24 protein-coding genes are annotated in these 23,590 nt (G+C 40.9%); 11 read left to right on the forward strand and 13 right to left on the reverse strand.

Annotation, left to right across the window (positions count from 1 at the left end; translation table 11 throughout):
- Nucleotides 1-24: 24 nt before the first annotated feature.
- The 10 genes from J8L98_RS01380 (at nt 25) to J8L98_RS24995 (ending at nt 5,330) form a co-directional block, all read left to right on the forward strand.
- Entirely contained in the window at nt 25-405 is a 381-nt protein-coding gene (locus tag J8L98_RS01380; protein WP_210994947.1) for a hypothetical protein, read from the forward strand.
- Between the two features lie 238 nt (nt 406-643).
- Nucleotides 644-1,456 (forward strand): major capsid protein P2, encoded by an 813-nt coding sequence (locus tag J8L98_RS01385; RefSeq protein ID WP_210994948.1) that lies wholly within the window; start codon nt 644-646, stop codon nt 1,454-1,456.
- 9 nt (nt 1,457-1,465) lie between these two features.
- The gene (locus J8L98_RS01390; protein WP_247682379.1) at nt 1,466-1,792 is read left to right on the forward strand and encodes a hypothetical protein; all 327 of its coding nucleotides are present in this window, start codon (nt 1,466-1,468) and stop codon (nt 1,790-1,792) included.
- A gap of 118 nt (nt 1,793-1,910) precedes the next feature.
- Complete coding sequence (locus tag J8L98_RS01395; RefSeq protein ID WP_210994949.1) at nt 1,911-2,120, forward strand: hypothetical protein; 210 nt, start codon at nt 1,911-1,913, stop codon at nt 2,118-2,120.
- 4 nt (nt 2,121-2,124) lie between these two features.
- Nucleotides 2,125-2,490: a hypothetical protein gene (locus J8L98_RS01400; protein WP_210994950.1), complete on the forward strand. Its 366-nt coding sequence runs from the start codon at nt 2,125-2,127 to the stop codon at nt 2,488-2,490.
- Nucleotides 2,480-3,361: a hypothetical protein gene (locus tag J8L98_RS01405; RefSeq protein WP_210994951.1), complete on the forward strand. Its 882-nt coding sequence runs from the start codon at nt 2,480-2,482 to the stop codon at nt 3,359-3,361. The genes J8L98_RS01400 and J8L98_RS01405 overlap by 11 nt, the downstream gene beginning before the upstream one ends.
- A gap of 2 nt (nt 3,362-3,363) precedes the next feature.
- Nucleotides 3,364-4,356 (forward strand): hypothetical protein, encoded by a 993-nt coding sequence (locus J8L98_RS01410; RefSeq protein WP_210994952.1) that lies wholly within the window; start codon nt 3,364-3,366, stop codon nt 4,354-4,356.
- The gene (locus tag J8L98_RS01415) at nt 4,353-4,817 is read left to right on the forward strand and encodes a virion protein (RefSeq protein WP_210994953.1); all 465 of its coding nucleotides are present in this window, start codon (nt 4,353-4,355) and stop codon (nt 4,815-4,817) included. The genes J8L98_RS01410 and J8L98_RS01415 overlap by 4 nt, the downstream gene beginning before the upstream one ends.
- Entirely contained in the window at nt 4,810-5,193 is a 384-nt protein-coding gene (locus tag J8L98_RS01420) for a hypothetical protein (protein ID WP_210994954.1), read from the forward strand. The genes J8L98_RS01415 and J8L98_RS01420 overlap by 8 nt, the downstream gene beginning before the upstream one ends.
- 2 nt (nt 5,194-5,195) lie before the next feature.
- The gene (locus J8L98_RS24995) at nt 5,196-5,330 is read left to right on the forward strand and encodes a hypothetical protein (protein ID WP_282098741.1); all 135 of its coding nucleotides are present in this window, start codon (nt 5,196-5,198) and stop codon (nt 5,328-5,330) included.
- Nucleotides 5,331-5,375: 45 nt separating this feature from the next.
- Here the strand turns inward: J8L98_RS24995 and J8L98_RS01425 are convergent, their stop codons facing one another.
- From J8L98_RS01425 to J8L98_RS01440, 5 genes are all read right to left on the reverse strand, one after another.
- Complete coding sequence (locus tag J8L98_RS01425) at nt 5,376-5,717, reverse strand: hypothetical protein (protein ID WP_210994955.1); 342 nt, start codon at nt 5,715-5,717, stop codon at nt 5,376-5,378.
- A 100-nt stretch (nt 5,718-5,817) separates the two neighbouring features.
- Nucleotides 5,818-6,294 (reverse strand): hypothetical protein, encoded by a 477-nt coding sequence (locus J8L98_RS01430; RefSeq protein WP_210994956.1) that lies wholly within the window; start codon nt 6,292-6,294, stop codon nt 5,818-5,820.
- A gap of 337 nt (nt 6,295-6,631) precedes the next feature.
- A complete protein-coding gene (gmtX, locus tag J8L98_RS24755) occupies nt 6,632-6,808 on the reverse strand; it encodes a gamma-mobile-trio protein GmtX (RefSeq protein WP_282098742.1) in 177 nt (58 codons plus the stop codon).
- A 162-nt stretch (nt 6,809-6,970) separates the two neighbouring features.
- Nucleotides 6,971-8,953, reverse strand: coding sequence for a winged helix-turn-helix domain-containing protein (locus tag J8L98_RS01435; protein WP_210994957.1), 1,983 nt, complete (start codon nt 8,951-8,953; stop codon nt 6,971-6,973).
- Between the two features lie 207 nt (nt 8,954-9,160).
- Complete coding sequence (locus J8L98_RS01440; RefSeq protein WP_210994958.1) at nt 9,161-11,713, reverse strand: PKD domain-containing protein; 2,553 nt, start codon at nt 11,711-11,713, stop codon at nt 9,161-9,163.
- A gap of 235 nt (nt 11,714-11,948) precedes the next feature.
- Between J8L98_RS01440 and J8L98_RS01445 the strand changes: the two genes are divergently transcribed.
- Complete coding sequence (locus tag J8L98_RS01445) at nt 11,949-12,542, forward strand: hypothetical protein (RefSeq protein ID WP_210994959.1); 594 nt, start codon at nt 11,949-11,951, stop codon at nt 12,540-12,542.
- Nucleotides 12,543-12,863: 321 nt separating this feature from the next.
- Here the strand turns inward: J8L98_RS01445 and J8L98_RS25125 are convergent, their stop codons facing one another.
- From J8L98_RS25125 to J8L98_RS01485, 8 genes are all read right to left on the reverse strand, one after another.
- Complete coding sequence (locus tag J8L98_RS25125; RefSeq protein WP_210994960.1) at nt 12,864-14,138, reverse strand: ATP-binding protein; 1,275 nt, start codon at nt 14,136-14,138, stop codon at nt 12,864-12,866.
- A 99-nt stretch (nt 14,139-14,237) separates the two neighbouring features.
- Nucleotides 14,238-15,017, reverse strand: a complete 780-nt coding sequence (locus tag J8L98_RS01455) for a response regulator (RefSeq protein WP_247682381.1) — start codon at nt 15,015-15,017, stop codon at nt 14,238-14,240.
- A 49-nt stretch (nt 15,018-15,066) separates the two neighbouring features.
- A complete protein-coding gene (locus J8L98_RS01460; RefSeq protein ID WP_210994961.1) occupies nt 15,067-16,128 on the reverse strand; it encodes a hypothetical protein in 1,062 nt (353 codons plus the stop codon).
- A gap of 203 nt (nt 16,129-16,331) precedes the next feature.
- Complete coding sequence (locus tag J8L98_RS01465; protein WP_210994962.1) at nt 16,332-18,503, reverse strand: HEAT repeat domain-containing protein; 2,172 nt, start codon at nt 18,501-18,503, stop codon at nt 16,332-16,334.
- Nucleotides 18,496-19,479, reverse strand: a complete 984-nt coding sequence (locus tag J8L98_RS01470) for an aldose epimerase family protein (protein WP_210994963.1) — start codon at nt 19,477-19,479, stop codon at nt 18,496-18,498. Before J8L98_RS01470 ends, J8L98_RS01465 begins: the two co-directional genes overlap by 8 nt.
- Nucleotides 19,480-19,541: 62 nt before the next feature.
- Nucleotides 19,542-21,137, reverse strand: coding sequence for a sodium/solute symporter (locus tag J8L98_RS01475; protein ID WP_210994964.1), 1,596 nt, complete (start codon nt 21,135-21,137; stop codon nt 19,542-19,544).
- 39 nt (nt 21,138-21,176) lie between these two features.
- Complete coding sequence (gene galK / locus J8L98_RS01480) at nt 21,177-22,364, reverse strand: galactokinase (RefSeq protein ID WP_210994965.1); 1,188 nt, start codon at nt 22,362-22,364, stop codon at nt 21,177-21,179.
- Between the two features lie 21 nt (nt 22,365-22,385).
- A complete protein-coding gene (locus J8L98_RS01485; RefSeq protein ID WP_210994966.1) occupies nt 22,386-23,453 on the reverse strand; it encodes a UDP-glucose--hexose-1-phosphate uridylyltransferase in 1,068 nt (355 codons plus the stop codon).
- Nucleotides 23,454-23,590 lie beyond the last annotated feature (137 nt).

Genomic DNA, 23,590 nt, shown 5'->3' on the forward strand with positions numbered 1-23,590 from the left:
ATAGCTAGGAAAAGGCATTCAATAATGCTGTTTGTGTTAAATTGCTTCTTGAAAATTTCATTTTTAATAATTGTTAATTTCTACGTTATTACTTTCCTTTCAACTGCTTCTGTGATTCTTTACTACATAATTACAGGGGAAATCCCTGATAATGCTTATTCATTAACATTTATCTTGTCAGGCCCTGCTAAAGCTTTTGATTTTGATATCACTTACTTACTTATCGAATACTACAAGAACAGCTTTGTGTATTTTTGTTTAGTATCTTTAATCTCCATGGTTATTGCTATTGATAAAAAAGATAGCGGCATTACTCGAGTAAATGTAATTTGCGCGAGGCTTTTTTCTATCACAATCATGAGTTTTTTGAGAAAAGGGGGGAAGTCTGGACGCTGGGATATATAGCATCAGCTCATTGATAATATTTATAACTTAAAATAATAAAAAATAGCTTTAGTTATAGCCCAAGAGCCCATTCTCAATTTTGTATATCTTCACGCCGTCAATTCGGACAATTACGGAGATATAAAATGTTCACAAAAAACCGCTTAATCACTGTCGGCATGGCGTTAGCCGCTTTTGCTGTTATCAATAAAGTACGCGTATTGCGTCCTGTTAAAAACTTAATTAACTAGGATTTGATATGCGCGAAATAGCAGACTTACCAACAATCACAGGCGTAGCACCGGGCGCCACCGTTTCACAGACAATCCCAGTCGGGCCAACGTATGACCGTATTCACTTTATGTATTCAGGGGTAACCCCTTCACAGATTAAAAATGTGTCTTTGAATCTCGGTACTAACATGGTTACTGAATATGCAACATTACAAGACTTGATAGATGAAAATAACCGCTTTAAACGTGTAAGCAAAGAAGGGGTGACGACTTGGCATTTTGTAAATGACCAGTTCCGCTCTGCACAGCACTTCGAATTAGTCGAGCAGCGCATGTTTTCACTCGGAACCGCAGGCGTTCGTAGCGTCCAAATCAAATTTCAAATAGATAAGGATGCTACGGCAGAAGTCGAAATAAGCGCATATGCAGAAAAAAGCGCCCCGGTCGCACCGGGTTGGCTGATGAAGCGCCGCTCGTTTTATTACACCGTCACTAATGGCCGCGTCGAAGTGCAAGACTTACCCCGTCCACCTAACGCCTCAATTTGTGCCATAGCAATTAAAGCACCGGGCATTAAGGGCGTTGAATTCTTAGTGGACAATGTTAAGTGGCGCGAATCTATTCCGCTCGATCTTCACAATCACATCATGGAACAAAACGGTAAAACGCCCATCGCCGGAGAGTTTTATCTCGATTTCTGCTTAGAGGGCGACAAGTACGGCACTTTGTTTTTAGACCCTGCCATTAGAGATATGCGTTTACGTATTGATGGCTCAGAGCAAGCGCAAGCCGAAGTGGTGGTGTATTACATGGATAACTTTGCTGTATCCACATTCTAAGGGGGCAATATGAGTGCTCAAGCAGCGGGGCCAGTACGCGCCCCTAATTCGGAAAGTATTTGGGGTGGTATCGGTGGGTTCTTATCTGATGCCGTTGCAACATACGGACAATATGAAGCGGTGAAAGCCCGTAAAAACTCAACAGGACAAGGACGGCTAGAACATGCGGCGACCCCAGAACTTGATAATGCAGCGGTGCAAGTTGAGGCCAACAAAGCCCTTCCTACGTCACAAAATAGCGCAGAGCCTGAGATATTAGGTATACCACAGAAAACTGTAATTATGGCTTTTGGAGGTCTTCTTGCGATAGGACTACTGATGAAGGTGGCCAAGTAATGCAAAACCCAAAAAACCTTAAGTATTTCGCATTCGGGGTGCTGGTTTCGGCGGGCGGTGCATTGCTTGCCGAAGTCGTGAGAAGTGTATATCGCAATCACATTAAGGAGGCTATTCAATGAACCCAATGATGGCCGCAACAGGTATACCCGGCTTTTCTAATGGCGCCCAAAGCCCCATTAGCTCAAGCGCGAGCAGCGCAACGGGAGACCAGACCCAAAATATTGGCTTTACCGGGCACGGCGTGACATTTGGTGGCGGTAGCAATAACCAGTTGTTAATTATTGGTGGTCTTGCCTTAGCTGCTTTGTTCTTGCTTAAGAAGTAACACAATGCGAATTGCACACAGTAGCGAGCTGGTAAACATTCGAGCAGCAGCCGGAAGTTCAGCAGATTATGCAAGCATTAAAGATGAGATTGAAACGGGCCGGGCTTTACTCGTTGAATATCAGCATTGCTATTGTGTGTTACGCATAGACAGTGACGGGTTGTGTGTGGTGTGCGCGCAAGGTAAAAACCTACGCACAATTGCGCCTTACATTGTAAGGCTTGCAAAGCGACTACGCACACACTCCATTGTATTTCATACCCAAAGTAGGGCGCTTAGCCGCCTTTTATCTCGATACAATTTTCAATATGAAATGACCGATACCAGCGGTTATTTCGTTTACAGGATGGTAATTAATTATGGGCAGTAAATCCCGCTCTAGTAGCCGTCAAGCCACGCATAACTCCAATACAAGTTTGGGGGTTCACGGCGATAACAACGGCTATATGACCGTTGGAAACGGTAATACATACAACATTTCACAAACAGACCATGGCTTAGTCGAAGCGTTGGTTGATATTGGTGGCAATATGGCCGACCAGTCAATATCTGCCATTGATGCAGCAAGCGATATGGCGTACTACAACAATGGCATGGTTGAGAGTGTCACGAATGATGCATTTAGCTATGGCCGAGACATTAACAGCGACTCATTAGACTTTGCGAGAGACACAGTAAACAGCGGATTTGATTTTGGGAGTGATTCGCTCGACGTTGCATCAAACGCACTTCAAGACGCGTTCGCGTTTGGTGGTTCGGCCATGCAAACCAACGGTAGCTTAGCACTCGATGCACTCTCTTATCAAAATGGCCTAGCCAATGAAGCGATGGCAAACAATGCCGACTTAGCCGGGGATATGATTGCCAGCGCTGAGGGGATGCACGCACGCAATAACGCCTTTGCGTCTAACTTGTTTGGCGATGCAGTGGGCGCCATTGAGCAAAGCGGCCAGCAAGTTTCTGATATGGCGTATTTCACTGCAAATAAAACGAGTGATTTAGCAAGTGAATTTGCCGCCGGTTCGTCTGATTTAGCCGCACTCGCGATGGAACACGCCAATCAAGCGTATTCAGAAATGTCAGATAAAACGGTGTTATCAAGCAAACAGGCTTTGCAGTTTGCCGACAACATGAGTCGCTCTGACGGTCAACAACTCGCCAAAGATACCAATAAAACCATGATGTACGTGGTTGTAGGCGTGGTCGGTGTCACCGTGCTTGCAATGATGGGGAAGAAATAACGATGTTGATTAGAAAAACAGTTAAAGCGGGGGACGTGGTTGTTGATCACGTGAGAGGGTCTAATATTGCTATCATTCGCGCAAGCGCTGAATTAAAGGTTGTTGCGAGAAATGTCGAAGGTAAACCCATCATTGATACTGAAATGTTTCAGGGCATGAACTTACAAAAGCTCAATTACGCAAGCGTTCAGATAAAAACAGAAGTTGATCAGGAAATAGAATATTGGCTTGGTTTTTATCCATACTCTTATGAAACACAGTCAGATAGACCCAGCTCTATCGTATCGCGTCAAATCCCACTCAAGTCAGGAGTGCATAAGTTATTGCGATATGACCCGCCACGTGTTCGCACGTTTATAAATTCCCCTGTAGATATTTACATAGGTGGAAAAGATTTAAAGTCGTCAGATGGAGTTGTGGAAAATGGCAGACTTTTCAAAAAAGACAAAGAAATTGAACTGTCTAACTTTGGGGATATTTACTATTGGGTATCTGATATGAATAACCGGGTATTCTATTCTCAAACAGAACCCATGATTGCATCTAAATATGTTACCGAAACCTCACCGACTCAAAGCTACTTAATATCGAAGGGTATACCGTTTGTAAATGTAGATGTTCCGCAAGCTTTAGCAAATAAAGTGTTCGATTTGAATGTAGAAATAATTCATAACAGTGAAGGTTTAAATGCAGGATTTAAACCTGCAATTTTTTACACAAAGAATGGGGCTGATTCAAATGAACTTACACGATACATTCCTTATGGCATGGGCGGCATCGGAAATGGTGTAAGTATTCAGAAGCATACAATTCAGGTGACAATGCCAGCGGGATTAAACCGCCTTTTCTTCGCTGAAACAACATTGCACAGTAATGCGATAGCGCAAGGCCATACCAATTACGGCGAATCTTTTACCTATCTCCAGAAAGTAAGTACAAAGGACCCAGAATTATTGGTGCTTGGTATATCACAGATATTGGAAGAGCGAACATGACCCAGAATACACTTATTTTAACAGTCCTAACATGCTCAATTATGGCAGGCGTATTTTACATAAATACAGATAAACCGCGTGGTATACGCAACAACAACCCATTGAACATAAAACAAGGTGATAACTGGTTAGGGCTCACCGGGTTAGATGGCCCGTTCATCATTTTCGAAAGTTACACGCATGGCCTGCGCGCCGCCGGACGTATCTTAAGAACCTACGTAACACGCTATAACATTAATAGCATATCGGCCATTGTCACACGCTGGGCGCCCAGCAGTGAAAACGATACCCAAGGGTATATAAAGTTCGTCACAAAAAAGACAGGCATAGACGAGAACAAAGCGCTAGAGCGGGGCGACTATCCCCATGTTTTAGGTGCAATGATACATATGGAAAATGGACAACAACCTTACGATATTGCAGATATTCGCAAGGGCTTTGAATGGGGGTTCTATGGGTAACTTTATCAGTAAGAACGTCAGCCTAATGCTCGCAGTTGCAGCAGCGTATTATGTCTATAAACAGATAGACGAGAAATCAAAGGTGATCACAAAGCCAATCGGCCAAGCGCTTGCTGAAATTCAGTTTGTGCTAAACGGCAGTAACTATATCAAAGTGCCTAATCCGGGGTTCTTTCTAAACCCGGATAAGTTAGACACCAATTTTAAAGTAAAGGATAAGACCTGGTTAAAAGCCATGACCATGACACACGATGACCACCAAGACTTAATAGAACAAATCTTTGATGGTGATTTTGTACTAAAACCACGTTACCAAGTGCTTATGGGCCAAGCGGTAACAGCCGGGTCAATCGCAACAGCAGACAAAGGACAGTAACAATGACAATCAGCATAGACACAATTGCAATCGTTATATCTAACGGTGTAGCACTATTTACAGCCGTAACAGTCAATAAAACGGATATACGGTGGCTTAAAGATGCAGTAAAAGAGATAAAACAGCAGATAAAATAAAAGGGCAGTTAGCCCTTTTTTAATACTATAAAACCAATTTAAACCTTAGTTAATGTTTTGAACAATAGCGAAGAATGAACAAATCACAATAAGTACAATAATGTAGAGTATTAATGGCCCCGGGTTTCCATTTTTTGCTTCAGCAGCGAGGTAAGCATTGAACTCTTTTTTACTTTGGCGACGCCCGTGACTGGTTCGATAGTTATGCTGACTACCATAAACGGTCCCTTCGGAAACGTATTGTTTAGCTGTTTTAAGTGTTGGTAATGGGCCAAAAGACATTTCTTGATCACTGTTGAGCACGTACCAATCAGAACCTTCTTTTATAATATATCGTCCATCAGATACAATATATTGCCCAGCTTGAATCCGCTTGTATGTCAGCATAACGTTCTATCTATAGTTAAACATACATTTAGTGTAGTTGATGATGCATAATTCTTCTTAGGTGATAAAAAAGAAGGGCCACAAATGCGGCCCTTAAAGTTTAAGCGCTTTTTTCCTTCTTAGCGCGATAATGCATTACAGCTTGTTTAAACCTGAACTTATCACTCATGGCGATTAAATCATTACCCATTGACTTAAGAACATCGCTCGCTTCAACTAATTCTTGTAAGTGATCTATTTGCATCTGTAAAGTTGCCGCGTTGCTTTCGTGCATGCGGTTACTTCGTTGCAAAAAATCAATCTTATTAAGATATAAAGCGTCATAACGATGGCCTCTAGGCGTCCACAGATAGCCATCACGGCATATATGGAAGCCGTTCCACTCTTTACGGTTTGAGATGATGCCGTCAATACGCGAATTGAGCATGTGAACAGCTCTAGGGCATGGTTTGTTAGTTGTAATCCATCTATCTAATGTACGTTCCGTCGTGTACATGAACTTTGCCGCTCCTTTGCGATCTAATTTTCCAAAGTTCATAAATCCAGCTCTAAATAATAGCTGCTTAAAATCCGTCATACTATCCGTACTCCTTTGACGTTGTTATGTCGAGCGTCCAAGCGCGGAATAATCTTAATGATTTTTTTAGATTGCATTCTGGGTTTTTAATTAAAAAAATCAATGGGATGAAGTGGGCAGGAATTATATATTTATAGAGGTTACGATACAATTCTGATTCGTAAGGGGTTTTTGAGACAATATGACGTAAATGTAGCAATTTAACATAACGTAAATTATGGGGTGTTAATTAATTATTATAATATACTGGTATTTTGATTTGTATTAAGCGCATGATTTACACATTAAATGTCCAATACTAGACGGTATCGGACATTTCTATACTTGTGATGAGGTGTTAAGTACCACTGCAATTTAAGAACACAATTAACTTACTTATTGCCGTTGTGAATCCTCTTGGAAAAATCTCACAATTGTACTCCAAACTTTTGACTTGACCGGCTCTTGTACTTTGCCATTCGTTTCTTTCCATGCATTCGTTGGAAATTGAATAAATTAGAGTGAGAATATACATGATAATTGTACTATAGGTAATAGACAGTATCGGGCTTTTCTGGTGTTTAAATAGCTATGCTTTTGCTCTAGCTTTAACATCTTTTTACACGCTATCGTCCCGCTACCCCATAAAACTTAGTAGCACTTTATAAAATAGTTTTTATTTAGTGACAAACCGACGTTACAAAGTGATGGCTGAAAGCCAAAAATCGTTGTTTGTCACGGTCTTATTGGTCCCTATAAACCCATGCAAACGCACTTGCGGTCTGGATTGGAATGAAAATGTATATGGGTGATCCACAATGCTCTTAACTTCACCATTATCCATCTTGTAGTATTTTACGGTGCCATTGGTGTCTATATAGTAGATGCCATAAAGGTCGACATCCCAGTTTCGATCTAACGTCATTTGTTTCGGAGTCGGTATTTTTTTAGGTTTATTATTAAAGTCCCATTGCCATAGCGTGCGCGTAACAGCGTCGATATACAGCAAGGATTCTTTATCCGGTAAAAGTCGGCCTTGATAGACGTTTATAGCTGGATAATACGAGTGTGCTGAGGTCGCACTATTGTAACTGGCTAAACGCCAGTGCAGGTGGTGTCTTTGAGCGTAAAGCACCCTATTATGTTTGTTCCAGCCTATAACATGTACAGGATCTGAACTTAACCATGTAACATGTAAATTATCGAGCTCAACATGATAGATTGCTATGCCATATTTACTACCCTGTTTAACAGTCGCAGCAATGCGTTGGTTGTCTGTTGACCACACTAGATCATAAATATCATCGAATTTAGAGTTGTTAATACTGCTTAAGTGATTGTTACCTCTAATCCATAGTGTTTTGTAACCTTTACGCGTTGAAACAAAACCCATTTTTTTTGCATCTGGACTAATCGAAAGTTCGCTATCATTACTGTTTGATGCTGTGAGTGGTAATGCGTTTTTTGGCTGGGTTAAATCTAGAGCGACGCCTTTTAAGTTTGTCTGCTGTAAAGAGAATAAAAGAGTACCGGTATTACTACTAATTTGTAAGTTTGATAATGTATTTGTGGGAAGTGGCGCTGATATTGTTTTAGTTTCACCAGTCAGAGCAAGTAAATGTACGCCCTGCTCATTGGCATATAGCAGGTGTTCATCATCGACCCAGTCATACCCAGAAATTGTAGTTTGATAGTTACTCAATTGAGTTTCGTTCCCGTCGAGGTCCACCGTAAATAGCGCGTGGTCAGATGAAGCTTTAGAACGGATATAAGCAATTTTTAACCCTGAAGGTGAAAATATCGGGTACTTATCAGTCAATCCCCGCGGTGGTGTTGAAAGTGGCTCTATTAAATCGATTAAAGCGTCGTAAATTGCTAGTCGATGTGTTTTTGAGTTGATGTGTTCTTGGGTAAAAACAAGGGTTTTGTTATTTATATGATGGTTTAAACCATAACTTTCACCGCGTAGCTTAACAATGTGCTTGATTGTGTCGTTAGACAGGTCAATAAGTGATATTGAATGAGCTTGGTTTTTACGGGTTAAAGCGAGTACAGAGTTTGTTTTAGCGGTAATTACTGGGTGCATAAATTCGTAGCCATATGCGCTGAAGTGTTCTTTGCGCTGATTTTTCACCGTCATCAATACAATGGTATCCATTTCGCCTATGTCTGATTCAATATATGTTAAATGCGTACCGTCTTCGCTTAGGTTGGGCATAAGCTTTAGGTCAGTGTTGTAAGTTAAGCGCTGCATAGAACCCATCGATATTGTGGGCTCAGTAGTTGATACAATGCGTGTTATGAGTGGCAATGTGAATAATATAATTAAAAAAAAGCTTATATAACTAATTACCCTACGCTTTGCATACTTACTTCCCGATGGTAAAGGGGCCACCTCTGCCACTAATCTGTAGCCAGTCTTGCGTATGGTCGCAATGTATTGTGGTTCGTTCAGATTGTCATCAAACGCCTTTCTTAAAGAAGAAATAACGCGATTCAAGGCATCTTCTGTGACCACTTGATTAGACCAAAATTGATTAAATAGTTCTTCTCGGTTAATGATTTGGCCCGGTCGAGCAGCCATATATTGCAAGATCAGCGCTGCTTTTGGTTCTAATCGAACTTTTTTATTAGCATGTACTGCTGTGAGTTTTTTACAATCTACAACCCACTGATTCATGGTGAAGTGGTCTAGAAAAGGGGGTTCAGTACTAGGCATAAATATATGAAGAAACTAATTTTTGTGGGTTGAATAGGTATAGTACTTATAATTTTCTCAGAGTCCAATTAATGGATTTAATTGACTATGAAGGACTGTGTTACTCTATCGTCTTTGAGCATCTTGAAATAGGTAAGACCGCAGTCAGCCTTACCTCATGAGTGGAAATTAATCTATTGATACTTGCATGGATACACCGTCAAAGTGTTGCTCTGTGGTGATGTGTATATAATGCCAGCCTGTTTTAAGATTCGTAACTTTGAGTGATTCATTGTTGCCATCAGTAATGCTTCTGGCATCCCAGTTTGTTTTGTTTGGACGACTAGAGTATTGATAGTAAATGTTGGCGTTACCCGTTCCATGCGCGGTATTTATGAACAGGTTTTTACCTAAGTATTGCTCATTAATATACAGTGAATACTGTAACTGCCCTGCACTATTTTGCGTGGCTAGACAATATTGTTTGGCAGGTTCTATTCGCCCTCCATGGGTTGGCTCTACACCTTGTTCGCAGTTATTTGGTTGTGCAATGTCATCGGATACTGTTACAAAAGTAGTATCGGTACTTTGTGCACCATGCGGGTCTTGCACGGTTAAAGAAACGCTGTACCTTCCCTCTTTGATATACGCGTGTTCAGGTGAGACCTGTGTACTGGTAACGCCGTCACCGAATTGCCAATAGTAACTTAATTCATCTTGATCAGAATCGAAGCTTCCGGCACTGCTGAAGTGTACATTAGTCCCTAATGTTGTTTGGTATGGGCCATTCGCATCGGCAATAGGGTTAGAATTATTAAGCGTGGTTTGGGTAGCTAGCAATGTGACATCAGAGAAAGCTCTGTGGCCATACAGCATGATGAAGTACTTCCCAGCACTCAGCTCGGTAATATTGCATGTTTCAACACTCCCATTTTTGTTAGGTTTACAGTCATAGTCAGTTTTAGTTGGTCGCTGTGCATACTTTACATAAAGGTCGGCATCACCTTGTGTTCCTGTTATAGATACCGTCACAGGCTGAGAGGTATTATCCACTTCATAATAAAAATAAATGGTATCTTTTGCATTACCTGAAACCGTAATTGGTTCATTTTTGGTGAGTTTAGTCGTAAGCGCAGAGCTTACTGAAATGTGAGTGTTGGTACTTGTTTGTGCGCCTTTATCATCTGTTAACGTTAAACGAACAATATAATCTCCTGGCGCTGAGTATTGGTGTGTACTATTTGCGAGTGTGCTTGTTACGCCATCTCCAAACTGCCAATAGTAAGCCACGATATGACCATCAGAATCAAGTGAATCTTCACTCGAGAATTGCCCAGGTTCAAATAATGCCAGTTCTGACGGTGCGTTGATAACGGCGATAGGTGGATTGTTTGCGGGCGAATTGTCATCTCTGTGTGTGATAGTAAAGTAATCGACAATATCACCTTGCGGACCGAGAACATGTGCTTTGAGAGAGTTGGCAAAAATATCTAAAACAATTGAGCCTCGGCCACCGTATATATAATCTGTCGGATGACGCTTCCCCTCACTTATTTCGTCTGGGCGTACTTGCCTTGCATACCCCTTTCCACTACCTGCACTGGCTCCGTGAGTTATAAAAACGGCCCCTTTTTCTCCCTGTTTTTTAGTATAAGCGCCATCCTTATCAGGTTGACCGTTGCCACCGTGCATTATGTGTGTAGAAGGATTGTAATCCCCCGACTTTTTGTGGTGATCAGCCATTAACACAGAACGGGTGTAAAAATGATTATGACCAGCTAAAATAAGATCGACGCCGTACTGTTCAAGTACAGGTAAGAAGCGCTCACGCATAAAGATCATGTTTTCTGCTTCATCTGAATCGTGACCACTTTTTCCATACACTGGATGATGAAATGCACTGATAAGCCATTCACTGTCATTCGCTGCTAGGTCCTGTTTTAGCCAATCTAACATGGCACTAGACTCTTTATAATGCTCTTTGTCAGATGAGTTGAGCACGACAACATGAATATTGCCATAGTCAAACGAGTAATAGGCTTCATGAGATGATGCAACACCGCCTGATTGGGCATTCGTAGGGATGGAAAATAAATCATAGAAGCCACCCGTTTGGGTTTCAACATCTGCAGAGCGATTATCATGATTTCCCATAATAGGCCAAAGAGTTGATTGTTTTAAAATAGTGGGATATTGACTAAATACGGCATTGTCATACTCGGTGATGGTGCCATCGTTATACGCATTATCACCTAACATCATCCAAAAATCAGGCGGTGTATTGCCTGCGAATTTCAAATATCCGTCCCGTACAATTTTTTGTGCGGTGGTATCTGGATCTGTGCCAGCTCTTCCAGGATCGCCTAATATCCATATTCTTGTATTCTTACCACTGTCTTTTAATGGAGAGGTGCGAAAATAAGTTTGTTCATCATTGCCACTGAGTAACGTTGCACCATCATATATTGCATAGAAGTATTTTTTATCAGGCTGTAGCTTGTCTACGGTTATTTCGTGTTCTGTACTCAGTGCTTCAGAATAAGAGAGTGGTTTCAGATTGCCAAGTGACTCTCCATAGTGCAATTGTGATTTTACAGGGGTATCTGTTTGCCAACGTATTGTGACTTGTTTTTGCGCCGCCATTTGTAAATACGGGCCTCTAGTGAGATCCGCTGTGTGGCCGACAAATGAGGTGCTTATTAAGCTTGTTGCTAAAACTAAATTAATTATTGTGGTTTTCATTCGTTATAAACCTGCGTTGTTTTAATTGTTGTATACGCGGCAGCATATGCCTCGAAGTTATACCTTGGAACAGCATTTAGTTTTTTGTTAGTGATGTTGGTTGATAAAACCTAATGTAAAGCGATGTTATTTTTATAATTAGTAATATCAGAATGATAGTGTTAAAGTTTTGAGTCGAAATGCTTATATAGCACAATCTAAAACGTATATAACATTATGGTGTTTGTGAGTGAGAATGAATAAAGCGTTAAGGTTTATTTTTATAGTATGTTTAATTGCGTTAAGTTCGCAATCTTTGGCGCAAAATGTGCTCGTTCCAGTCAATGCAAAATGGCGATATTATGATAGCGCCATAGCACCTGCTAACAATTGGCATCACCCACTTTTTGATGATTCAAAATGGCCGTTAGGGAAAGCACAATTGGGTTTCGGAGAAGGAGATGAACAAACACGTTTAGCAAAGACAAGTGCAGGAACGCCGATTATTGCCTATTACTTTCGTCATGAGTTTAATTGGAATGGCCCTAATGTCCCCACTAAGCTTAATTTACGAATGTTGGTTGATGATGGCGCAAGAGTCTTTATTAATGGCATCGAAGTCCACCGCTTGCTACTCCCAAATGGTACACAATCAGGGCAACCCCGCTTAACTTCTAATAATAGTGATGTTCACTTTGCAACAGGTTCTTTGATTGAATATATGTGGTATGAAGTGACGCTTAATAAAAAAGTGACGCTGCAACAAAATAATGTCGTCGCGGTCGAAGTAAGGCAAATATCTCAACACAGTAGTGACTTAAGCTTTAATCTAGAGTTACTCCTAAAGTAACGCTAGACAATGGATAAGTAACCTCAGCTCTGGATAAGCGAATTTGCCCAATAAAGCTATTTTACTCACTCTCAGCGTTGCTTTCATTTGTAATAGCCCGCTATTACTGCATAAAAGCGCCTTGATATTGAACAAAATGTCATCATTGGATTGTACGTAAGTTTGTTTACAAAACATCGTCTATTCCAAAACCCTTATCCAAACCTGAGGTTAAATAAGTAATTGACTAGAGCACTAAGTAATCTACCTATGTAAGCCCCCTTCATTGACTTGTTTCTCGATTTTCTATCACTTCTTACATCGATTTCCAAAAATTTATCGTCAATTCGAATGCGGTAATGCCATTGTGAATTTGGCGCCACCATGTTCACTATCTTGTATGGCAATGGCGCCTTGGTGCAGGCTAACTATTTCTTTAACAATAGCCAGACCTAATCCAAAGCCTGATTGGTTATTCGCTTCTCTTATTCTGTAGTATGGCGCAAATACTTCCTGCTTGTGGTTGTCGTCAATGCCCTCGCCATCATCTTCAATTATTATGGTTAAGGTTTCGCTGTTTGCAGTTAAAAGAACATATATATGTTCTTTGGCGTACTTATCTGCATTGGTAATTAAGTTTCCAAGCGCTCTGGCCAATAAGGAAGGGTCAGCGAGTACAAAATAACGTAAGGATTGGTTGTTGATGTAATGTAAGGTATGCACGCATTCGAAAGTTAACTTATCACACAAGGTCTGTATAAATTCGTGGAGCTCTAGGCGTTTTAATTCGGGTCTGAGTTCAGCTCTTTCCATTTGTGCGTAGCTGAGTAATTCATCGACCATATCTTCAAGAGAAAAAAGTTCATCTTCAAGTTCTTTAATATGGTTCGAATTTACTCCTTTTTTATTTAAACTTAGTAGTTCTAAATGTAATTGCATACGAAATAGCGGTGAGCGAAACTCGTGCGCTATTGTGTAAGTCAAGCGTTTGTGACTCGTTAAAAGGTGCTCAATTTTATCAGCCATCACATTGACGCACGTATTGAGCTGACCAATTTGTAAATGTTGCTTGACGGGTGTTCTCGCAGCCATATCCCCTTCGCTGATGCTAATGAGCGTTTTTTCAATTAGGGCTAGTTTACGATGTAATACAAAAAACCAAATAAAGCAGCACAATGCCACACACACCATAAGTGCAATGATAATATAGTTCTCTATCGTTTCTTCAATCTGTATTAACGGGTGGTTATAGTCCCTCGCGATTCTATAATAGTTATCTTCTGTAAACGCCTTGAAGTAGTTAAACTCTTCATCATCAAACCAGACATTGCTCTGGGTTAAATGCGTTTGCACATAATCGGGGATTTGTGTTTTTCCTATTAATTCGATGGTTATTTGGTTATGTTCAGCAATCATATTTAATAAAGACTGCCGACGTTCTGGTGAGATATGTGGGTCTAATTCTTCGAGTAATTGTATTTCAGCCGAGAATCGGCGGGCATCAGTGATGTTATCAACGTCAATAATGGCATACGTATTAATTAAATGTGCGAGTACCACAAACCCATAAAGCGTCAGCAATAGCCCTGTATAAAATGAAATAAATAACCTAGTCACGATATGACTCCCGAACAATCTTAAATTTACTTTACGTAGTAGGCCTGTAGGTTACCTGTTTTTTATTGATGCGACTGTATGGGATTGTATGGGGTTTACTTACCAAAAGTCGGGTACGAACATATAACCCTTGCCACGAACTGTGATGATCCCCTGGGGGCGGCTTGTATCGTCTTTTAATTTTTTACGAATTTGCGATATTTTATTATCGATTGACCTGTCGAGGCCGTCATAATCAATATTTCGCAGTGATTTAAGTAGATGTTCTCGACTTCTAACTTGCTCAGAATGTTCAACCAAATGCCACAGTAAAGCAAATTCAGACGGAGTAAGGGTAATTAACTCATCGGCAAGTGTACAGCGTTGAAGTGTTTGGTTTAACCACAGTGCGCCAAAGGTCTTTATTGTGTTTGTCTCGCTACTTTCTTGAATATTGTTTGTAACATTTTGGTTATTTGTGCGGCGTAACAGGTTTTTAATGCGTGCTAATAATACCCTTGGCTGAATAGGCTTTTGCACAAAGTCGTCAGCACCGATTTCCAGTGCTGCCACTTGATCCATATCATCACCGCTTGCTGTGAGCATTAAAATTGCGCCGTGATAGTGTTCTCTAACTGCGCGGCAAATACTTAATCCGTCTTGATGAGGTAACATGAGGTCTAATATAACGAGCTCAGGAGACTGGTTTACGATGTGTGAAACGGCATGTTCACCTGAAGTCAGTATTTCGACATCAAAGCCATACCCTGAAAAATAACTATTGAGTAAAGAAGCCAATTTTCCATCATCTTCTACCAGTAAAATACGTGTAGGCTGGGGCATATACTCTGCAAAAATAATTAATTCAACGAGTAATAAAATATAACAGACATAACGCAAAGAGGCACCTTTATCAGGTGCCTCTCTACATTTTTAAACAATTTTTTGATTATTTGATAAGTAAAAACTTATCTAGTTCCTGTTGGGTCATCTCATGAATTGAATCAAAAGCGGCTGAATCTATCGTGAAAAAATAGAATTCTGGGCCGAGTTCTTTGCCTAACATTTCTCTAAAATAAGTCAGTTGTGGACCATGAGCGGGATCATCTTTTTCGAGGTCTGCGGCAGATTTACCCGCGTCATTACAACACCATGAGTGTACCCCAACGACTGCGCCTGGTGTGTATGTACGGCTGAACCCCGCGGCATATAAATCAACACCACCCGAATATATTTTAGAAGTCGCTTCTACTTTGGTATTTAATTGTGCGTTGCGTATTAACCTGCCTGTATGCATGTTGATATCGTCATTCAAAGAACCCCCAATAGATTGTAGTAATAGTGTTTTTACAGCAGGTTGGTTGTTAATTAAGTCATTTAATTGTACATATGTTAAAGAACCAAGCTCGCCATTGAGTTTTGCCGTGTCACCTTCAACTTCTATACTGCTATTGCCACTGGAAAGGAGCGATTCATTTATAAGCAACCTGACAGAGTACTCCCCTGTGGTGTTATTAATACTTCCTGAATAGATAATATTGTCGCTATCATCCGAAGTCGTGTTAAGACCAGTCCCAAAGAAGTAAGCGGTCGGCTCGGCAATGGCGTCGTTAATATCATCTAATTCGGTTTCTAATACGGTAAGTGAGGCAATAGGTTGATTATTGTCAAAATCAAACCCGAAAAATAAATAGCCTTTGTCGTATTTCGCATAAATAACGTTAGCATCTCTATCGCTATCTACATAAGATATGTCATATTTTACGCCATTAATTTGTAGGTCAAGCGCATCATATTGGCGCTTAAATGTTTCAATATATTGCGCAACGTTTTCTGGCTGAATAGAATGTACAGCAGCAGGTTCTGGTGTAACGGGTGTTGGAGTTACAGGCGTTGTAGGTGTTTCTGATTTTACTGGGGCAGTCGTCGGTTTAGTGCTGCTACTGCTTCCACAAGCTGATAGTATAATTGCAGCAGTGAAAGGCAGTGTTAATTTGAGTAAAGTATTCATAATATGTTTCCAAGCTAGTTCGATGGTGAGAATTCTAGTGGAGTATGTGAATATACAATATCTGTCATGTGTCATAGAAATGTATGTGAAATGCTTACATTGTGGTTACTGTACTTGAGTTAGAAACGTTGCTACTTTAATAAGTCTAAATTTTTGAATAATCGCTGGTGGGTTACGTGCCACCAGCAATTTGGGGGATGATCTCATCTGAATTCTTGATATGTCTCCATATCGCCCAGTTTAAGTGCTAAGTCCATACCGAGTGAGTTCAGGTTTGACTTATCAGTATAGCTTTTGATGATTAAGCGCAATTGTTTTAAGGCTTTTTCACTTTGCCCCAAACTATCAAGCACTAATACATAGGTGTAGGCATAGTGCGGGTTGGTCTTGTCTAATAGCATTGCTTTTTTAATATGGCTCATTGCAAGGTCAAGTTGCTTAGTGCGCACAAAGTGCAAGCCTAGGGCATATGAAATAATGGACGAGCGTGGAATTGTAACAATGCCCTTTTCTAATATGGACTTTGCTTGGTTTTCTCGTTTTTGACTTTGATATAAATCGGCTAAATTGATATACCCTACTTCATGATATGGGTCTAATTCGATGGCTTGAATAAGTGCTTTTTCCGACCCCTTTAACTGGCTGGCGCTTGCCAGTAAAGCAGCATGCTCTACTAAACCCTCTCCTCGCCAACTATTTAATGCTGAAACACCCATGAGTTCTTTAAATGCATGAACAAACTTGGGGTGTGATATATCAGTCATACCCGATAGAATCATAGTGCGTGACGCGCTTATTCTGACAGCTTTGTAAGCGTCATTCAGTAACGGTAGTAACTGTGTATTTAATATTGCGTTTGGCATTAACTTGGATGCTTCGATGGCGGCCAACCGTAGTAACGGCTCATCGTGCTTTAAATAATGAATGAGCTTTTGTTGTTGCTTTGCATTAGATATAGTTTTGAGCAACTGCAGCGCGCTTGCTCTACGAATAATACTGATCTTGCTGTCATTGATAATGTTCCAATGTTCGTTGTCAGACAGAACTAGACCCAAGTTTAATTTTACTAGGTTCATTTCATTCACAGTCAGAGGTTTGGGTTTACCATGCCATTGATTTACTGCATTGCTTGCCCACTGTGCGCTTTTGTTCTCATGACAGCGATTACACGAGTTTGGCGTACTAAAACGTGCAGATAAATGAGGCCTAGGGATTTTAAAACTGTGGTCACGGCGTTTATCTACACCCATGTATTCTGTTTCCGGCATATGGCAATTTACACACAAACTTCCTGCCGATTCTGTTTGATGTCGGTGATGTTCATAGCTATTGTAAACATCATTGCTGTGGCATTGTAAACACAACCCATTGCCCTGCTGCTTTACTTTCATAGTATGTTTATCGTGGCAATCCAGGCAATTTACCCCCGCTTTATACATCTTACTTTGTAAAAACGAGCCATAAACATACACTTCGTCTTTTATTTGTCCATCGGCATGATAATACGGAGATATTGGTAATTGCGGAATGAACTGATCTAAAAATGCTGCTCCGGTGGTAATGCCGTCAGTTAACGGGAGTCGTCTTGAATGACATGAGAAGCAATTGTCCATAAAACTATTGTCTCGTTTGGGTCCATGCCATACCGCGTTCGCGCCATTTGACTCAAATACCCAGCTTTGATTTTTTAAAGACTTAGTTGAGTGTGTTGCAGGCCTGTTTGGGGATTTTAGAAGATGCTTTTCGGCGTGGTCATTTAACTCTGTATGACAAGCATTGCAACTGACATTAACGTCCTTAAAGGTTGTATTAAAGGTGTTACTCTCGCTATCGTAGTGTCTCTTTAAGCCTGTTGAGTGGCAATCGGCACACATACCATTCCAATTTTGTAACGGTTGGGTCCAATGCAAACGCTTTGATGAGGTCATCATTGCGTCTGTATAGTTTGGATACCAACGTTGCCCTCCAAGGTTTTTTGCTCTACTGTCCCAGCTAAAAGGAAGTACCTGTAATCGACCATTTTGTGTTTCAACCAAATATTGTTGCAATGGTCTATGACCAAACGTGTACTTAATCACCACCGTGTGTTCGGTATCTTTGTCGGTAACCGTCATGAGGTATTGGTCGGTGCGTTTATAAAATCTGACTATTTGTTCATGGTGGTTTATGGTCTTATTATTAAAATCTCCAAGGACATTTTCGGGGGTTGCATCTAACATGGCTTTTGCGTGGTCGGAGTCGAGCCAATCAGTAGACTGTTTCGCGTGGCAGTTAACACATGATGGCTTTGCGTTGGTGACTGCATAGACGGTGGTGACACATAAACCATTCATGTAAATAATTAATATGGTTCTGAACACCCTCCAATTAAACATGATCAAACTTATATACGGTATGTTGCTTAAATAAGGCACCTGACTTGAGTATCGGGCTGGGAAAAAGCGGGTTATTGATGGCATTGGGAAATCGTTGTGCTTCTATGCATATTCCTTGATAAGGTTTAAATGGTGGCTCTAGGTGTTGTCCAGAATAAAATTGAACACCTTCATAGTCGGTATATACCTGCATACGAATACCTGTATTCTTTGCTATTAGGGTTGCGACTGGTGATTGAGCTAAATGGGGATTGATCACATAGCAATGGTCAAATCCGCGATTGGCAATAATTTGTGGGTCGTTAGCTGATCCTATAGTTAATCCGATGCTTTTTAGTTGGCTGTTAAATGCAAAATCACCGTCACCCACCGATTTCATATCGCCTGTCGGAATACCTAATTCATCTATTGGTAAGTATCGCGTAGCATCAAGGGATAAGAATAGGTTATCGACGGACGTTTCTGCGAGATTGAAATAACAGTGATTACATACTGATAAGAGGGTGTCTTGAGTGCTGGTTGCATAATAGCTAATTTCAAGTGCGTTATCCTCAGTCAAATTATAGCCAACCGTAATATTAAGATGCCCAGGGAGACCATGTTCCATATGTTTTGACTCTAAATTTAACTCTAAATAGGTAAGTGTCCGAGTTGTTTCGTTAACTTGCCATAGGTGCTGCGAAAAACCTTTTTCGCCACCATGTAAGCAGTTTCCCCGGTCATTTTTATCTAACATATAACGGGTTTGATTTAAGTAAAACTGGCCATTCTCTATTCTATTACTGACAGGCCCGACAGTGGCACCGATATATGCTTTGTCGTTGAGAAAGCATTGCGGGTTATCATATGTCACAGTCATTTCAGTTAGACATTGATCAATCGGCACTTTAATAGAACTTACCCGCGCACCTAGGTTTACGATTTTCACGGTCATAGCGTTGTTGTTTTGCAGTTCGTATTCTTGAATTTTACTCATTATTACTTCTTATTACTTCTTATTATTGGTATATACGTATAAATAGTCAGCTAAGTTGTGTATTACCACCAAGTCACATACAGTGCGGCTAAAATGATCACGCAGCCCAGTCCCGCAATGTTAAATGCTTGGCTGGTATTGAATAACTCAGAGGTAACACCAGTACTTACGCTAGCAGAAGTAGGTAAATGACAGGACCTATTGTCTGTTATATGTCCAGTGGTTGTATTAGAGGTAATAATCGCAGTTAATAAACACATGAGAAACACTAAGCCAATTCTGTCCATAAATGGAAAGTTGGGGAAGTAATAGGCTAAAGCGATTGAATACAAAGCCGACCCAATCGCTGCTGCAAGTGCTCCCTGTGAGTTTGCGCGAGGCCAAAACATCCCCAGCAGGAAAATGACGACGATACCGGGGGTAAAGATACCGGTGAACTCCTGAACATATTGAAATGCTTGTTCAAACTGACCTAATAAAGGTTTCGCGACTACTAATGCTATCGTTAATGAAAAAACGGCAGCAACGCGGCCAATAAACACATAATGGTGTTGGCTCTTATGTGGTTTAATTTCTTTATATAAATCCATGGTAAATATGGTTGAAATAGAATTTGTCATAGACGCCAGTGAAGAAACAATCGCTGCAACCAGAGCCGCAAAAATCAGCCCCTTGATACCCGAAGGCATTAGCCCCATCATGGCAGGATACGCAAGGTCAGGTGAAGGTAGTTTGGGGTAAAGTATGACAGCGGTAATACCGGGTAACACGACAATAAATGGCATCAACAGTTTTAAATAGGCGGCAAATGCAATGCCTTTTTGTGCTTCATTTAAGTCTTTTGCCGCAAGTGCACGCTGAATGATATATTGATTGAAGCCCCAGTAACTGATATTCATGATCCATAAACCACCAACCAATACGGAGACACCAGGAAGACTTGCGTAGTGACTATTCTCTGGGGATAGAATCATATCGAAATGACTGGGTAGTTGCTCAGAAAGCTTTGTAAACCCGACAATAATGCCCTTACCTGCTGACACCTGGTTGAGCGCCAAGTAACTTAAAAGTAACCCGCCTAAAACCAATAAAACAACTTGAATAATATCTGTATAGGCAACTGCTTTTAGCCCCCCATAAGTGGAATATGCAACAGAGAAAAGGCATAGTAATAGCATGCCAATCATGGCATCTAAACCAGAGATAGATTCAATCGCCATGCCCGCCAACCATAATACGGCGGTCAAATTAACAAATATGTACACCACCAGCCAAAACAGTGCGAGCGTAACTTTGACTGGTTTATTGTAACGCTGTTCTAAGTATTGCGGCATTGTGTAAATTTGTTGCTTTAAGAATATGGGTAGTAAGTATTTGCCAACAAGTATTAACGTAATTGCGGCCATCCATTCGTATGAAGCAATGGCGAGTCCCATCGCATACCCAGAACCAGACATTCCTATGATCTGTTCTGCTGAAATGTTTGATGCAATCAGTGATGCGCCGATGGCCCACCATGGTAATGCTTTACTTGCTAAAAAGTAATCCTCGGTATTTGAGGCAGCTGACTTGTCGCTTTTTGATATGTACAATGCGACGGTCAGTAATAGCACGGCGTAAAAAACAAGTACGGTAATATCCAGCTGGCTTAATGTCATAGGTTTTTTTTCTCATTATTATTGTTATATATCGTTAAACTAGCTGTCTAAGCAGCTTGTGAAGTGAGCGATATTTGTGTGTTTACTATGTACTCCTTGCACAGCTGAACACACAAATATTGTGGGAATGAGGCCGGTTGTTGTCATATATTTAGAATTGATAACTGACGTTATCCAATCAACATAGTCTGTGGGTAGTAACGCAATTACGCAGCCACCAAAGCCACCCCCAGTCATTCGTACCCCTCCTTTGTCACCAATTTCTGATTTAATTATATTTACCAGTGAGTCTATTTCAGGCACGGTATTTTCAAAGTCATCTCGCATCGATTCGTGAGATTGCTTCATTAAACGTTGCATTGAATGGATGTCTTGATCCGCCATGGCCTCTACAAATTCAATTACTCGTTCGTTTTCGCTGATCACATGCCTAGCGCGTTTGGCGATAATGGGGTCTAATATATGCTGCTGTCGGTTAAAATCAGCGAGGCTAATATCACGCAGTGCCGAAAGGCCGAGTTTGTTTGCTGCTTGCTCACACTGGGCCCGGCGTTCGTTGTATTTACTGTCCACTAACCCGCGCTTTCTATTTGAATTTACAATCAAAAGGCTAAAGTTATCAGGCAGTGAAACATACTTTGTCTGCATAGACCGACAGTCAATTAAAGATGCTTTCCCTTCTTTTGCGTTGGTAGAGATGAGTTGATCCATAATGCCGCATTGGCACCCTACAAACTGATTTTCCGCTTGTTGGGCTATTAAGGCGATATCGGTATCGCTTAAATGCAATGAATATAACTGATCGAAGCTACTGACTATTGACACTTCTAAAGCGGCCGAAGAACTTAACCCTGCGCCTTGTGGTACGTCTCCGTAAATAACCATATCCACGCCTGAAATATTATGTCCTAAGAGGCGAATATGTTGTACGACGCCTCGTACATAATTAGCCCAGAGTTTATTACTGGGAGCGATATTATTTGAAAGCTGGAACTCGTCAATTTCATTGTGGTGATTGGCAGAAATAACGCGGACCTTATTGTCGTGGCGGGGGCTTGCGCATGCAACAACATGAAAGTTTATTGCACAGGGTAAAACATACCCGTCATTATAATCAGTGTGCTCACCAATCAAGTTAACGCGTCCAGGTGCGATAGTTGTTAATTGTGGTGCACTTTCAAATATCTCAGTAAATAACGCTTTTGTTTTTGCTTCAACGTGTGACATGGTTAATGCATTCCTTTATTTTTAGGCCGTAGTAGCGTGTAAGCTGTAATGAATGTCTGATGTTTCTCGCAATCTTTCAGCGGCTTGCTCGGGGGTGAGATCACGCTGTGTTTCAGCTAACATTTCGTATCCAACCATAAACTTTTGCACACTGGATGAACGTAATAATGGTGGATAAAAACTCGCGTGAAGTGTCCATTCGAGATGTGCATCATCATCATATGGTGCACCATGCCACCCCATAGAGTATGGAAATGAGCAATTGAATAAATTGTCATACTTAACCGTTAATTTACCTATTATGTCGGCTAAAGATATTGACTGGCTTGCACTGAGCTGGGTCATTCTTTGAATATCAAATGTTGGTAAAACGAGCGTTTCAAATGGCCAAGCTGCCCAATACGGTACGACCACCACCCAGTGCGCGTTGCTAAGTATTAGCCTTTTAGCATTGATGCACTCTCGTGCAACATAGTCTTGTAGTAAGTTGGTGCCATACGTTTGGAAATAGTGAGATTGTGCCTTTGCTTTTCTGGCAACCACGGTCGGGATCTCATTTTGTGCCCATACTTGCCCATGTGGGTGAGGATTAGAACAACCCATTAAGCTGCCCTTATTTTCAAATATTTGTACCCAACGATAGGAGCTTCCTAACTCATTGCATTGCGCTTTCCAAACCTTTACAACGTCACATAATTCAGATGGTTGAAGCAAAGGTAGTGTTTTACCATGGTTCGGAGAGAAGCATATAACACGGCTTTCGCCTTGCTCTGTGTGCATCGTAAACAGTGGGTCATCACTACTATAAATAGGTGTTTGCGGACTCAAAGCAGCAAAGTCATTGTTAAAAACAAACGTAGAGTGGTAATGGGGGTTTTTTTGGCCAGTAACACGATGGTTGCCTGGACACAAGTAGCAATTTGGATCATGGTTTGGTTGTGTAATGCCCTCAGGCTCCATTGTTTTGCCTTGCCAAGGTCGATTAGCTCTGTGGGGAGAAACTAAAACCCACTCATCTAATAATGGATTGTAACGGCGATGTGGATGAACCGTCGGGTCAAACACTCCTTCACTTTGGTGGCTCGGCATATTCTTAACCTGTCAGTAATATATACAAGCATTTATACTAAACTTAATCTTTCTCACATACGTTCCTAAAAATAACTATTTTAGTCTCAAAAAACACTCAACGAAGTGACAAAAAAGCCTATGAACAATTTCGTAGG

The organism is Pseudoalteromonas sp. MMG013, from assembly GCF_018100885.1.
Taxonomy (GTDB): domain Bacteria; phylum Pseudomonadota; class Gammaproteobacteria; order Enterobacterales; family Alteromonadaceae; genus Pseudoalteromonas; species Pseudoalteromonas aurantia.

Excerpts from the sequence above, each read along its gene's own strand:
- J8L98_RS01410 (WP_210994952.1), top strand. The coding sequence starts at position 3,364 with ATGTTGATTAGAAAAACAGTTAAAGCGGGGGACGTGGTTGTTGATCAC.
- J8L98_RS01385 (WP_210994948.1), top strand. The coding sequence starts at position 644 with ATGCGCGAAATAGCAGACTTACCAACAATCACAGGCGTAGCACCGGGC.
- J8L98_RS01485 (WP_210994966.1), bottom strand. The coding sequence starts at position 23,453 with ATGCCGAGCCACCAAAGTGAAGGAGTGTTTGACCCGACGGTTCATCCA.
- J8L98_RS01475 (WP_210994964.1), bottom strand. The coding sequence starts at position 21,137 with ATGACATTAAGCCAGCTGGATATTACCGTACTTGTTTTTTACGCCGTG.
- J8L98_RS01445 (WP_210994959.1), top strand. The coding sequence starts at position 11,949 with ATGAATAAAGCGTTAAGGTTTATTTTTATAGTATGTTTAATTGCGTTA.
- galK (WP_210994965.1), bottom strand. The coding sequence starts at position 22,364 with ATGTCACACGTTGAAGCAAAAACAAAAGCGTTATTTACTGAGATATTT.
- J8L98_RS01400 (WP_210994950.1), top strand. The coding sequence starts at position 2,125 with ATGCGAATTGCACACAGTAGCGAGCTGGTAAACATTCGAGCAGCAGCC.
- J8L98_RS24995 (WP_282098741.1), top strand. The coding sequence starts at position 5,196 with ATGACAATCAGCATAGACACAATTGCAATCGTTATATCTAACGGTGTA.
- J8L98_RS01425 (WP_210994955.1), bottom strand. The coding sequence starts at position 5,717 with ATGCTGACATACAAGCGGATTCAAGCTGGGCAATATATTGTATCTGAT.
- J8L98_RS01415 (WP_210994953.1), top strand. The coding sequence starts at position 4,353 with ATGACCCAGAATACACTTATTTTAACAGTCCTAACATGCTCAATTATG.
- J8L98_RS01390 (WP_247682379.1), top strand. The coding sequence starts at position 1,466 with ATGAGTGCTCAAGCAGCGGGGCCAGTACGCGCCCCTAATTCGGAAAGT.
- J8L98_RS01440 (WP_210994958.1), bottom strand. The coding sequence starts at position 11,713 with ATGAAAACCACAATAATTAATTTAGTTTTAGCAACAAGCTTAATAAGC.
- J8L98_RS01465 (WP_210994962.1), bottom strand. The coding sequence starts at position 18,503 with ATGTTTAATTGGAGGGTGTTCAGAACCATATTAATTATTTACATGAAT.
- J8L98_RS01470 (WP_210994963.1), bottom strand. The coding sequence starts at position 19,479 with ATGAGTAAAATTCAAGAATACGAACTGCAAAACAACAACGCTATGACC.
- J8L98_RS01430 (WP_210994956.1), bottom strand. The coding sequence starts at position 6,294 with ATGACGGATTTTAAGCAGCTATTATTTAGAGCTGGATTTATGAACTTT.
- J8L98_RS01380 (WP_210994947.1), top strand. The coding sequence starts at position 25 with ATGCTGTTTGTGTTAAATTGCTTCTTGAAAATTTCATTTTTAATAATT.
- J8L98_RS01395 (WP_210994949.1), top strand. The coding sequence starts at position 1,911 with ATGAACCCAATGATGGCCGCAACAGGTATACCCGGCTTTTCTAATGGC.
- gmtX (WP_282098742.1), bottom strand. The coding sequence starts at position 6,808 with ATGTATATTCTCACTCTAATTTATTCAATTTCCAACGAATGCATGGAA.
- J8L98_RS01460 (WP_210994961.1), bottom strand. The coding sequence starts at position 16,128 with ATGAATACTTTACTCAAATTAACACTGCCTTTCACTGCTGCAATTATA.
- J8L98_RS01420 (WP_210994954.1), top strand. The coding sequence starts at position 4,810 with ATGGGTAACTTTATCAGTAAGAACGTCAGCCTAATGCTCGCAGTTGCA.
- J8L98_RS01435 (WP_210994957.1), bottom strand. The coding sequence starts at position 8,953 with ATGAATCAGTGGGTTGTAGATTGTAAAAAACTCACAGCAGTACATGCT.
- J8L98_RS01405 (WP_210994951.1), top strand. The coding sequence starts at position 2,480 with ATGGGCAGTAAATCCCGCTCTAGTAGCCGTCAAGCCACGCATAACTCC.